Genomic DNA, 12,784 nt, shown 5'->3' on the forward strand with positions numbered 1-12,784 from the left:
TTTATGCGTGCGATCGGCAAGGCAAGTTTCAGCAATAAAATTGACCGAGCCGTCTCAATCTAGGGATTTTATTAGCCAGAAAATCGGCATGTAATAACTGTTAGAAGTGAGTGAATCCAACGAATTGAGGGATTTAGCTAGCAGAACAATATTTCTTGAATTCAGCATCGAGCGTAGCTCCCTTGGGTCCAATTTCCGTCATGTGTTTGCCGATCCTTTGAAGTTCTGCCATATTTTTAGCCTCAAAAGCTTTTGCGAGACTGCGGAAATCAGTCACAACAATCCCCATAAGTTCGGAATTCTGTTTTTGGAAAGATTGTAATTTTTCATCACCAAATTTAAGTCCATCCAAATCACTTTTAATCTTGTCCAGTTGATCGGCAATTTTATTAAAGTCAGAGGGGCTTTTAGGACTCTGACCCTCAAAAATGGCTCTCCCTTTATTGTTAATTTCTGTGAATTTGTTGCATTGGGCAACTTTACTCTCTCCACAGGCAACTGTGAGAACGCTTAGGGATGTGGCGACTAGGGCTAGAGAAACATATTTTTTAAATGCAAACATGGGTAGACCTCAAACTTTGGCAAAGAAAGAATAGCACAGCCAATTCAATGTCTCCTGTACTATTTTACGGGCTAGATCTTGAGAGGTACGTAAATAGATTTGACTATTATCAGTAGGGAAATTACTTTACAAAGCTTTTACAAAAATTTAGGGTTTAGGTGGTTTTGAGAAAGCAAAGGACTATAAGTTAAAGCTAACTTGATACATCTGAAATAATTCTCCTTTCTTAGTTGCTGTAACTTTACCGCCAACCTCTTTGACAAGTTCTGTAAATTGCAGCAAAGGTGATAGAAACACCTCAACACCCATATACATTTCCAAAATCGCCCAATTTTCAGCGATTTCAGCATCTGGATCGATCGCGTCAAATATAAAAATTCCGTCTGGTTTTAATACGCGTTTTACCTCTCGCAAAACCAACTTCCAATATTCGGGGGGATAGTAACAACTGAATCCTGTGGCGATCGCGCGATCGAAGGTGGCATTTTCGTACTGTAACTGATGGGCTGCTCCGGTTTGAACGCCCTTAAAGAGTTTAGAGTTGAGTTGCGATCCTCTTGCATTTAGGGCATCCCTTGCCACAAAACTAACCTCTTGCCCATAGAAATATGTTTCCCATTCGCGCCAACCATAGATTAGAAAGCTAACACCACAACCAATGTCGAGACATCGTTGATTTTTTTTAAACTGCGCTAATTCCCAAAAAGGAGAAGTAATTTTCGCCGCAAGCGTATGACCAATCCATTCTCTAAACAGAGGCATGGCTTCGACTTCGGGAGGAAGATCGAAAGCATCTTGCCTAAATTCGCGATCGAATCTCTGTCTGACCGTTTCAATTTGGCTTGCCCAATCATGGGACTGTGATGTTAGAGCGCTATACATGGTCAGCTAGTTGGCAGTTGGCGTTAAGTTTAATTAGTAATTGAATTTTGATTTTTTAGGTAATCAAAGACTGATTTGTCACCAATGTCTGGTGGAATGGGTTGAATGGCTTTGCGTAATGCAAACACAAAGAAGAGCCCTGCCCAAGCAGCTAGCAAAATTGCTTCTACAAATTGCGGCAGAGCCTTGATTAAATGTCCCAAAAGTAACAATGGCACGAGCAAAGTTAGGATCTTTGTCTCAAAGCGATTAAAGCAAAAAGCTTCTTTAAAAAAGATGCCCGTTAATGCGGCAAAGGTAAAGCCTACACCTAAAAGTGTCATTGGTTGTTGGTAAACAGTTAGAGCCAGAGGTTCAGAGCTTTGTAGCCCTATAGCGATCGCTGTCACACTTCCAATTGCCAAAAATATTTGTAAAGCCCTATGCAAAGTGGCGAGGTAAATATGAATCGTAGCAAGCGCAACCCCTAGGGCGATCGAAAAGCTCATGTAAAGCCAAGTTACTAAAGTGAAGGCGCTCAAATTTGAACTTTGGTCGCTGCCCAACTGCGATAGAACCACAAAAGTGGCAATACAAAAACTGATAGCCGCCACCATCAAAGCACTACGATAAACAACCACACCTTGGCGATCGCTATCGGTAATTGTGAATGTACCAAACTGCCCTTGATAAACTTCTGGATAAACTTTTGAGTCCATCATTTTTATTTTTTAGATCTTGTAGATTTACAGGAAATTCAATTGTTAAGAATTAAGGATATCGAATCTATGCAGTCACTGAATCTAAGCATAGCCTAGACACCTTAAAGCTTGATATTACATATATGCCTTTAATCCTTTCGTCTTAGATAGACTAAAATTAAAGAAATAATAATGATTGCCAAATTTACAATATAGCTCTACAATTTTGCAGTCGAAATTGGCAAATTATCTATCGCATACTCAATGCGATGTCGGCAATTAAGGAGAAGTTCTATGCGGACTATTTATTTATCTGGGATTGTGATCGCTACCTCTGTCCTCCTACATGGATGTCCTAGCGACTCAAATGTGGTCGAGTGTAACTTAGGTGTAGATAAAAAAACAGGCGTTGCTACTGTTAAAAAGTACCAAGCTGGTACCGACTGTGACAATCTTAGAAAGCTAGTAGCCGAGGGTAAAGAGCTTCCACCTGCGATCGATGAACCTGCGAAGCCTACAACCCCAACAAAAGCTGCACCAACAAAGGCACCTACATTTCAAACTTCTTTTGTCTCGGCAAAGAAGGCCGATCTCACTCCTACTACAGATAAGAAAAGTAGAGTTGATGAATTAAATCTAAAAATTAGTAAAGCTGGCAATCAACGGCAAGATCCATTCTTAACAATTCCTGGTCTAATCCCACTTCCTAACCTTACAGCGATTACTGCTCCTAAGTCTGTTGTCCCTAAAGTTGTAGTTTCAACGCCAAGACCACTCCCCCCTCGCACAGAGGAAGCTGAGGCTGTAAATGTATTAGGTACGATCGAGATGGCCGGCACTCGCTTTGCAATCTTAACTGCACCTGGTGATACTACCTCTAGATATGTTAAAGCTGGACAGCGTATCGCTGGTGGTCTCGTTTTGGTTAAGCGCATTGAAATGTCCTATGGCACTCCTTTTGTGGTTTTACAACAAAGTGGTGTCGAGGTAACACGTGCTGTGGGAGCTACCCCACAAGTCGTGTCAGATGCTTCTAGCACAACTCCTCTTACTTCACCTGTTTCAGGAGTGCCTGTGCCGGGCGTGATCATGCCTCCAGCACTACGGTAATTTGCTAAGTTTCACGAACATCTAGCTATATTCGAGCTAGATGTCGGATTAGAAAAAGGAGGGTAATTCATAAAATTGCCCTCCTTTTTTCTGTTTAATTTAAATTAATAGTTAATCGATCGCAGCAAATAGGAATTGCTATTTTTTCGGAGCCATAAGCATGGTGATATTGCGTCCTTCTCGCTTAGGTGGCTGTTGAATTTCAGCGACACCTTGTAGATCGACTGCCATACGATTTAGTAAATCTTCGGCAAGATCTGCATGCTGAATTTCCCGTCCTCGAAACATGACTGTAGCCTTGACCTTGTCTCCATCTTTGAGGAAACGTTCGGCGTGATTAATGCGTACTTGATAATCATGGGGTTCAATTTTGTAGCGCATTTTCACTTCTTTAACGTCAGCCGTATGTTGCTTTTTACGAGCTTCTCTGGCTTTTTTCTCTTGCTCAAATTTAAATTTGCCATAGTCCATGATCCGACAGACAGGTGGATCGGCTTTGTCACTAACAAGAACCAGATCCAGTTCTTTCTCTTCAGCCATTTTGAGGGCTTCTTTGGGAGTCAATATGCCTAATTGACCTCCTTCAACATCGATCACTCGAATTTTGGGAAAACGAATACGTTCATTGATGGTTGGGAGATCTCTGCTGGGCTTTTTATTCATGAAAAATTGAGTATATACTTCAGTGTGATTGATACTTACTTAGGGTTTACTTGATTACTAGAAATTTACAACAAGGCTTACCAGTATAAAACCTAGGTGCGGATGAACTTAATGTTACTGGATTTAAAGCCGAACTTAATGCTGGTGCACCTAGATGGAAGATAAGGTAATCGAAATACAGACATTAAACACTTGACATAAGTGTTTAAATATAGTACGAAGAACAACCTATTGTGTCAAGATTTGTCGTAAAACTTTGCGAACAACTTCTGAACTAACTTGGTCAGTAACTTTTACGGTACCGATCGCTGTCGGAAGAATAAATTGAATCTTCCCTGCTGACACTTTTTTATCTAATGATAGGGCTACGATAATTTGCTCTAGGTCGATGTCTGTCGGTAAAGATTGCGGCAAGCGAGCTTTTGCAATCAAAGATAACTGTTGTTCGTGTTCTGCTTGCGTCCAGAGCTTCAACTCCACAGCGATCGCTCCCGCTGCCACCATACCAATTCCCACTGCCTCTCCGTGATTAAACGTACGATAGTTTGTGACCATCTCAACCGCATGACCAATTGTATGACCATAGTTTAAGATTGCTCTGAGATTACCCTCTTTTTCATCTTTTGATACAACTTCTGCTTTTGCCTTAGCACAGGCATACAAAATGGTATCTAACAACTCGGGCTTGATATAGCGCAATTGATCGAGGCGAGGGCTGTCTAGAAGTTTAGAAAACAAGTCTCGATCCCAGATCACACCATATTTAATCACCTCTGCCATCGCAGCGCGCAACTCGCGGGCAGGCAAAGTTCGCAACACGGTTGGATCGATCCATACAAGACGTGGCTGATAAAATGCCCCAATTAAATTTTTGCCTTGAGGATGGTTAATCCCCGTTTTACCGCCGATCGCCGAGTCAACCATAGCCAGGAGCGTTGTAGGCACTTGGACGAGCTCGATCCCCCGCAACCAGGTTGCCGCAGCATAGCCTGTCATATCTCCGACCACACCCCCACCTAGAGCTACCATCAGTGACGATCGCTCCATGCGATGGGCAAGGGCAGCATCATAGATCGATTGCAAGGACTTAGCCGTCTTGTAACGTTCGCCCGCAGGCAAAATTACCTTAGCCACCTCAAACCCAGAATCTTGCAAAGAGGTTTGGACGGCATCTCCATAATGCTTAAAAATTACGGGATTGGAAACAATCAAGACTTTTTGACTTTTTTTGCCTAATCCTAAATCCCTGAGCTTTGTACCTAAATGGGGCAAGCTATGAGCAGCGATCACAATTTCATAGCTGCGCGATAGGGTGGGGTCGTTTTGTAAGGTAACTGCGATCGATCTAGATTCACTGGAATTAGGCAAAGTAGAAATCATGAGGTCAGGCATTGTGTCAGTTGTCATTTGTACTTAGCAAACATTTAATCTCCCAATATAAATCGCAATGTTTGTTTTAAGTTTTTTCAATAAACCCCTTGGGGCAATCAAGCATTTTCTGTAGGATGAAGGCAAATTTCCACAACGCCTAAACGACTACACCATAAAATTACACAACTCAATGACCGCTGTTTGTAGGGTAGCCATTTCATCCATTCCACGTTTTAACCCAGATTCTAGGCGTAACAGCGTGGCAAGAGCTTGTATGAGCTTTTGGCTCGTCAGCCTTTGTACCTCTTGCTTTAAGAAGTAGACTCGCTTGGGATTACCCAGATCTGCGGCATCGGCGATCGCTTTGTCATCCCGTTCTCCCGCCTCTTGCATGAGTTTTACCCACAACCAAGTACGAAATTGCCCTGTGAGTGTGGCGCAGATCCTCAGCCCAGCTTCATTATTACGCAACAATTCAGCTAGTAGTGATAGAGACATACTCACATTTCCCAATCGAATAGCATTAGCAAGTTGTACGCTATTGTGGGCATTTTTAGGTACGAGAGCAGCGATCGCCTTAGCATCTAAGGGCTTTGTTTGTCCGTGATGCCATAGCTGTAGTTTTTGCAGCTCCATGACCAGACGACGCGAATCACTACCGATTGAGTCCACAAGTAACTCAACACCGTCAGATGTTAGCTGTAGACCAATATCAGCGGCAGATGATTTCACTAACTGAGCGATCGACTCAGGCTTCCATGCTGGAATTGATGAGAATTCCTGAATTGTCGCAAATTTTTGCAATAATTTAGTAGACTTCAATCTTCCATCCGGTTTATTCGGTGCTGTAAACAGCAAATAAGACTCAGGTGGTAAATGGGCTAAAGTTCTCTCTAATTCTGCTAAGACTATCTCTGAGCATCGCTGGGTAATCGATGTATCAGCTAGCCAAGTTAACCGATTTCCCATACCAAAGGGTGGGGTTGCTGCTTGATTTAAACCTTCTATGATTTGCTGATCGCTAACTGCAATGGTTTTAACAAAGTTAAAATCTCGCCACATCGGCTCGATCGAAGAGTTTTGCAGCTTTTTGGTGGCTTGGATAATTTGGTACTCATCATCCCCCCAGTAGAAATAGGTAGGCATTGTATGATTAGTAGCATATGTGGTGTGATACAGAGGTTCAATGATTATTAGAAGCCGATACAGTAGCTCTAGGGGGGAAACCATACCCCAGTCTGTAGCTGGACATGTGAACTGGTATTCTGTGTGGGGAAAAAGACTATTTGATGTATGTTTTTCCTTGTCTATTCTGATTATATTTTCTCCTGTTTACCTCCTTCTCGGATCGCTCATTTTTCTTAACTCTCCAGGACCTGTACTTTATGTACAGCAGAGAGTTGGTCTTCGGGGTCGGTCTTTTAAGTGCATCAAGTTTAGGACCATGGTGGTGGGGGCCGATCAGATGTTGATCGATGTTCTTGATTCCTGTCCAATTAGTAGGGCTGAGTTTGAAGAGAGTTTTAAACTCAAAGACGATCCAAGAGTCACCTCTATTGGTAAATGGTTAAGGATGACGAGTCTTGATGAGTTTCCACAATTTTGGAATGTGCTCATGGGGGATATGAGCGTGGTTGGTCCAAGACCATTAGTTCAAGAAGAGTTACCTAGATACGGTAAGGTGATCGATCAAGTCCTAACAATCCGTCCTGGCATTACCGGAATGTGGCAGGTGTCTGGACGCAATGATATTCCTTATCCTCTGCGCGTTCAAATGGATGCCGCCTATGTGCGGCGTTGTAATTTCTTTCTCGATCTGAGAATTGTATTTAAAACAATTGGCATTGTAGTATTCCCCAAAAATAACGGTGCTTACTAATTCTTAGGACATTTCTCATTGAGAATTTACCTCATCCTTGACCTTGCTAAGGGAAGGGAACTGGATTTCCGATCTTCCCCCTACCCTGCAGGAAGTCGCTTCGCGGCTAGTGCAGGGTAGGGGGATTTAAGGGAGGTAATTCGGACTTACTGGGTAGTAACGGTGGTTTCTTTGATAGAAATATCCTTGATTGCATCTAAGTAGGTTTTATTTAGACTCCATGCTCGGTTTGAGCATGGAGTCTTTTTACCTTAATTGCCTGCTATAGCAGCAATCAGGCATGATGCATAAGCGATTTTATCTACCTAGAATTGAAGGGTCAATTCATGAATTGACCCTTCATATAAATCAAATAGGGTTGTTATATTACTTGAGCTTTTAAGAGAAAACGAACATGTATAGCCAGCTCTTGATAAGCACCTACTACCTGCGCCTAGATGTTGGGCGTGATGAGATGTCAAACTCTAAAGCTGCCCCTACGCCCCATAGTACAAAGGCTAAAATCCAGAAAAACTCAATCCAGTCACCACTTTGATAGTTTGGAGACTTGCTACTAAAAGCAAATCCTAGGTCGCCGATAAACATAGCGATCGCTGCCCCTCCAATCAATCGCCAGGACTGGGCAGCCTTACCACCCCAAAAAGCCAGAAGCAAAACCGCTGCTACAATTAGCAACCAAACATCGCCCAAAGCATAGATAGTATTAAGTACTTTACCAATATCAAACTTGACATCCCCAACAACATTACCAGCCAAAAATGTAACGTAGCCTCCTGCAGCTAAACCAAACACAGCAACCAAAGCAACTATGCCCCATTGTTTGGGGAAAAGATTTAAGCGTCTACCAATTACTGACATTGCCATACCCCACGCCAGAAAAACGTAAGTTAGCGTGAAAAATATATCTGCATAGGATGGAAAAGTCGTGGGTAAGTCAGAGAGGTTTTTGGCTATTTTTTCCATTTCTTGAGGAAGTGTAGGGACTTTACTACTAAAGTCTTGACCAAAAGTTTTTAGAGCCGGAGCTAGCTTATCAATATCTTTTTCTTTGATCAGGTCTAGGATTGTTTTGTTATCTGTGATTTTCTTTTTCTCGAAGGCTTCAGTAAGGTGAGGTGTATTTTTTTGCCTAGAAACTATTTGAGATAAGCTATCAAGATTTTGGGTTAACTGATGCTGATAATTAAAGTCTTGATAGGCAAAGGCTAAGTTGCCAATTCCCCAAGCCATAATGCCAAACCCTAAACCTAGCCAGACATTGCGACCGCTAATAATCTTAGGACTCCGCCAATTTCGCAAACACAGGAAGCTAGAAAAAACAATGGCTACCGTTTGAAAGATATAAGTACCAATCCGATACCAAATAGGTCTAGCACTGCCACCAAATGCTTGAACTTCGGTGGGTGCACTTAGGAGTAAGTAAAACAGCAGTGCGATCGCTGCCCACGCTATTCCAGCAAGAATTATGGTTTGCGAGGATATCTCACCTGATGAGGACGTAGGTTTAGCTTTACTCATTTGTACTTACCCGTAAATACTTAATTGCGAATATAGCGGCATTGAACAATAAACGTGACACGACCAAAACCGATCTAGATAACATTACTAGAAATAATCAGCAAAATTAGCAGAAATTTACTGCCAAAGCTTACCTTTTGGCGTGTTTCTCAACCAAGCTTTAAATTTAGACTGTTCGGCACTGGGTAGCTCGCTCAATGAATCGATCGCATTATCAAGGAAACTGGTATTACCAAAATAAGACGAGGCAAGTCGGTAAATTTCCCCCAACAAAACTTGGATTCTGTTGGCATCCCAAGACGGCAACTGCATGCTATTTAAAGGATCCTGCTTTAACAAACTTTCAAGGGAACCGATGGATTCGCCCTGAGAAAATTTTCCCTGCTGCATGACCTTAACAATATCTTGCTTAAACGATCCTGCCTGTCTTACGCCTAAGTAGTCTTCAATTTCAGCATAGACAGACTGTAGTAGTAGCAGACAGCCTTGCACGAGATGGCTCTCCAAAGAATGCTCTGAAGCCGATGCAGCCTGCATTTGGTCGATTTTCACCTTACCCCAAACGCTAAAGCGTTGAGGTTCTTCCAGCAAAACACAGGCTTTTCCTTTGTTATCTGTCAGGTCACGCCAGAGGGCAAGGGCCTCATCGCGATTGTCCCCAAACATATTTAACAGTCGAAAAGTCTGACCTTGATATTGCAGAATAGGGATTTGCTGCTCTCTATTCTGTGGATTTTGGACGTTAATAATCTCAACGTCTTGGCGCTTCAGAATGAACATAAAGCCCTAATTTAACTTTACTGATGTTACCAGTAGGCGCAACAAGTGACTACACAATGACAGAGTTCGCGGAAAATTAAAAGCAATTAAAGATTACTTTAAGTTTAGTAGAGGCAATATAACTTTAGGTACAGGAATAATAATCAAGATTGCCGCGCCAATCAACATTAAACCCAACAGATCGCGCCAGTTATTTAATTCTGTAACATTATCTAACGTAGGCGATCGATGACTATCGAATAAAAATGCAAGTAATGCATAGATTCGCAGCCAAGGTTGCATAACTAGCGCAGTAATTAACAACAATAACCTTGCCACTTTACCAACCAAAATTGCTTTACGATCGCCAAAGATACCATGAATTAAATGTGCGCCATCTAGGGCACCGATCGGAATTAGACTGACCGCAGTCAATAGCAAACCAGTCCAACCAGCCAGTGCTAGAGGGTGTAGATTTGCGATCGCTGCCCCATTCCCAGTTATGACTCTTGATAAAACCGCCACAAGCAGTGAGTTTTTGGGCTCAAAGGGTAAGAAATTGGCAATCAAAGCATGGCTAAATGGGTTTGGGGTACCCGCCATGGTGCTAACAAGGTCGCCTGTTTGAATTAGATTTTGTGAATCGGCACTTTGTAAGGCGATCGCTGGCGATAAAAATAAGCCTACGGTCAACATGACGATCGCAATGCCCAGCCCAACTAGGTTGGGTGCGATCGCTAAATCGAATAAAGCCCGCCGATGGGGAATATAAGATCTAATACCCGTAAAGGTTCCTAATACGCCAAGCCCACCAAAGGCAGGCATGACATAGGGCAATGAGAGCTTGAGCCGATAATGCTTTGCTACAAAAAAACGGGCAATTTCCCTAGCGCCAATCTGAAACCCTATTGCTAGGCTGTAAGTTATGCCTGCCAGTAGGGTAGTGGGTAAGGTCGGTAATGTCAGCCCTTCAAGGCGATCGATCTTGAGGGCGAGGAGTCCACCTGCCAGTAGTGTGGCGATCGCGGTGGCGATTGCAAGGATTACAGCGAGACCTGTCTCAAATTTTTGTTTGCGGGTTTCCGCAAGTTGCAGTTGGGTAGAAGCATCAGCAACCAATCCCGAAGCAGGGTTGGGAATAATCAGGAAGGCATATCGGGTGTCTGGGGATGCTTCGGGTGCAATCGGATGTTCTTGCAAGATGGGCAAGAAGCGATCGCCAAAATTTGTCCTTAGATTCTCAGCCACAACTTTATACGCCTTGGCACTTGAGTCTCGATCGGTGACGCGCAACATGCCCCGACAGGCGATCGCTGTCGGTTGATAGGCGATCGCCTGCAAATAAAACACAGATAAAGGAAAGCAATTTCTGAGGGTTGTTTCCTCTTCTTTAGTTAGTAGGGGCGGATTGTTATTGGCGCGATCTTGTAATGCATCAGCAGTCAGAGCGAGCGGCGGTTTAATTCCTAAATTTGGGAGGCTTTCTAACGGGTTTTGTCGATCTTTGTGGGTTAAGCCCAAATAGAGCCAAGCACAGATGATAAACACCACCAATAGGAGCAAGTTGGGGAAAGGTTGCGTAGTCATCAAAGTCCAAGCCACAAATAAGCTCGGACAAAACAAGAGAACGATCCAAAGTAGAATCCTTGTCCTCGTTAGCTCGATCCGCAAACTCATATAGCCTGCAATGCTTCCCAGCAGCAGAAATACTAGCAAATCAGCTAGACTCATAGACTATTTCCCAGTCGGCTTTTCACCGCGTAAAAAAGTTTCTACCAAGGCAACATCCTCCGAACTACCTATAAACAAGGGGGTGCGACTATGCAACTTTTGGGGCACGACATCTAAAACTTCTTGTTTCCCTGTCGTAGCACGTCCACCCGCTTGCGTCACTAAAAATGCCAGGGGGGCTGATTCGTATAACAGCCGTAGTTTACCGTCAAGATGACCGACCATGCCCGGATAGAGAAATATCCCCCCTTGAAACAGGATGCGATGAATATCGGCAACCAATGCCCCAGAATAGCGAGCCGAGTAACCAGGTTGACGATGAATGTAGCGTACATATTCGCGAATATTATCTTCCCACTGCCAAAAGTTGCCCTCATTGATGCTGTAGGTAGGCCCGTGGGACGGAATGCGTACATGCTCTTGCGATAGGACAAATTCGCCAAAGCTAGGATCTAGGGTAAAGGAATGCACGCCCTTACCGATGGAATAGACCAGCATCGTACTGGAACCGTACAGGATATAGCCTGCGGCAATTTGCTTGTGTCCGTTTTGCAGTAAATCTAAAGCTTCACCCGATTCATCTAGCCCCTCTTGTTGGCGTACCGAAAAAATCGAGCCCACTGCTAAATTGGCATCGATGTTACTCGAACCGTCAATCGGGTCAAACAGCAAGGTGTAGCGGCCGATGGGGCAATTTTCGGGTAAATAGTAGGGCTTTTCCATTTCTTCGGAAGCGAGGCGGCACACCAAGCCACTTTGCTCAAAAGCACGGATAAATATACGGTTCGCATACTGATCCATCTTTTTGACGGCTTCTCCCTGCACGTTGACTTCGCCTGTCACGCCTAGGGCATCTTCGACCAAACCCGCGCGACTTAAGTGTCTGGAAACCATCTTACCTGCTAAGCCAATCCGACTCATGAGGGCGCTCAAATCATAGGCATCCGCAGAATAAGAGCCAAGATGGGATAAAACATGGCGAGAGAGGGTCGTGAAGTCTCGACCAAGAGCTATTTCCTGATCGGGATTGAGTTCTATAGAATCGCTCATAATTTTTTAGCTATTCGCAGCAAGAGACTTCTCCCTTTCAGTCTAACCTGCATTATTCATCAAAATTGGCAAAAACACTTAAAAGCCTTACTGAAAAATGAATCTAGCGAATCGCTCAAACCTACATTCAGCAGGTTATTTAGCACAAAAAAATAATATCTATCTAAAAAAGCACCAAGAAACTGCAAAATATGATGATCTCCTATAAGGAAAATATTACGAAGCTAAAAGTTATTTTGCGAATGCATCAGAAATACTAGGATTGTGATGATCTTATGGATAAACTTTATGAAATAAAGCTTTGTCAACCATGCGATGATCGCAAGAACCAATTCTATATTCTCTCAATTGAAATTCATTTTTTACCAATTCATATTTATATGCACTTCCATCAAGACCACCACAACCTCCATTAACAAATACACTTAACATTCTTGCATCTAGATCATATTTGCCCCAACCTAAAAATCTATTGGGGCTATGTTTTATGATTTCCTTTCCAATAACTTCGATTGATTCATCAGCTTTAGGGCACCTCTAAAAATCAGTCAGAGACGAAAAACGAAAATAAAAAGAGAG

The 12,784-nt window shown here is 43.0% G+C and carries 12 protein-coding genes; 2 read left to right on the forward strand and 10 right to left on the reverse strand.

Annotation, left to right across the window (positions count from 1 at the left end; translation table 11 throughout):
• Positions 1-133 precede the first annotated feature (133 nt).
• From V2H45_RS13580 to V2H45_RS13590, 3 genes are all read right to left on the reverse strand, one after another.
• On the reverse strand, positions 134-562 hold the full coding sequence (locus tag V2H45_RS13580) for a hypothetical protein (RefSeq protein WP_330484183.1): 429 nt from the start codon (positions 560-562) through the stop codon (positions 134-136).
• Between the two features lie 180 nt (positions 563-742).
• On the reverse strand, positions 743-1,444 hold the full coding sequence (locus tag V2H45_RS13585) for a class I SAM-dependent methyltransferase (RefSeq protein ID WP_330484184.1): 702 nt from the start codon (positions 1,442-1,444) through the stop codon (positions 743-745).
• Positions 1,445-1,473: 29 nt separating this feature from the next.
• Positions 1,474-2,145: a DUF2301 domain-containing membrane protein gene (locus V2H45_RS13590; RefSeq protein ID WP_408648780.1), complete on the reverse strand. Its 672-nt coding sequence runs from the start codon at positions 2,143-2,145 to the stop codon at positions 1,474-1,476.
• Between the two features lie 273 nt (positions 2,146-2,418).
• Here V2H45_RS13590 and V2H45_RS13595 point away from each other — a divergent pair, with 273 nt between their 5' ends.
• Positions 2,419-3,234, forward strand: a complete 816-nt coding sequence (locus V2H45_RS13595) for a hypothetical protein (RefSeq protein WP_330484186.1) — start codon at positions 2,419-2,421, stop codon at positions 3,232-3,234.
• A gap of 138 nt (positions 3,235-3,372) precedes the next feature.
• On the opposite strand, the gene infC is transcribed toward V2H45_RS13595, so the two are convergent.
• From infC to holA, 3 genes are all read right to left on the reverse strand, one after another.
• Positions 3,373-3,897, reverse strand: coding sequence for a translation initiation factor IF-3 (gene infC, locus V2H45_RS13600; RefSeq protein ID WP_330484187.1), 525 nt, complete (start codon positions 3,895-3,897; stop codon positions 3,373-3,375).
• A gap of 228 nt (positions 3,898-4,125) precedes the next feature.
• Positions 4,126-5,304, reverse strand: coding sequence for a 3-dehydroquinate synthase (gene aroB / locus V2H45_RS13605; RefSeq protein ID WP_330484188.1), 1,179 nt, complete (start codon positions 5,302-5,304; stop codon positions 4,126-4,128).
• A gap of 129 nt (positions 5,305-5,433) precedes the next feature.
• The gene (gene holA / locus V2H45_RS13610) at positions 5,434-6,414 is read right to left on the reverse strand and encodes a DNA polymerase III subunit delta (protein ID WP_330484189.1); all 981 of its coding nucleotides are present in this window, start codon (positions 6,412-6,414) and stop codon (positions 5,434-5,436) included.
• 40 nt (positions 6,415-6,454) lie between these two features.
• On the opposite strand from holA, the gene V2H45_RS13615 reads away from it, so the two are divergent.
• A complete protein-coding gene (locus tag V2H45_RS13615) occupies positions 6,455-7,147 on the forward strand; it encodes a sugar transferase (RefSeq protein ID WP_330484190.1) in 693 nt (230 codons plus the stop codon).
• Positions 7,148-7,570: 423 nt separating this feature from the next.
• Here V2H45_RS13615 and V2H45_RS13620 read toward each other — a convergent pair whose 3' ends face one another.
• The 4 genes from V2H45_RS13620 to fbp all read right to left on the reverse strand — a co-directional run bounded on the left by V2H45_RS13620 (position 7,571) and on the right by fbp (position 12,205).
• Positions 7,571-8,665: a hypothetical protein gene (locus V2H45_RS13620; protein ID WP_330484191.1), complete on the reverse strand. Its 1,095-nt coding sequence runs from the start codon at positions 8,663-8,665 to the stop codon at positions 7,571-7,573.
• Between the two features lie 117 nt (positions 8,666-8,782).
• On the reverse strand, positions 8,783-9,445 hold the full coding sequence (locus V2H45_RS13625) for an Npun_F0813 family protein (protein ID WP_330484192.1): 663 nt from the start codon (positions 9,443-9,445) through the stop codon (positions 8,783-8,785).
• Positions 9,446-9,538: 93 nt separating this feature from the next.
• Entirely contained in the window at positions 9,539-11,155 is a 1,617-nt protein-coding gene (locus tag V2H45_RS13630) for a site-2 protease family protein (protein ID WP_330484193.1), read from the reverse strand.
• Positions 11,156-11,158: 3 nt separating this feature from the next.
• Positions 11,159-12,205, reverse strand: a complete 1,047-nt coding sequence (gene fbp, locus V2H45_RS13635) for a class 1 fructose-bisphosphatase (protein ID WP_330484194.1) — start codon at positions 12,203-12,205, stop codon at positions 11,159-11,161.
• Positions 12,206-12,784 lie beyond the last annotated feature (579 nt).

This window comes from Tumidithrix elongata BACA0141, from assembly GCF_036349135.1.
Taxonomy (GTDB): Bacteria; Cyanobacteriota; Cyanobacteriia; order Pseudanabaenales; family Pseudanabaenaceae; genus Tumidithrix; species Tumidithrix elongata.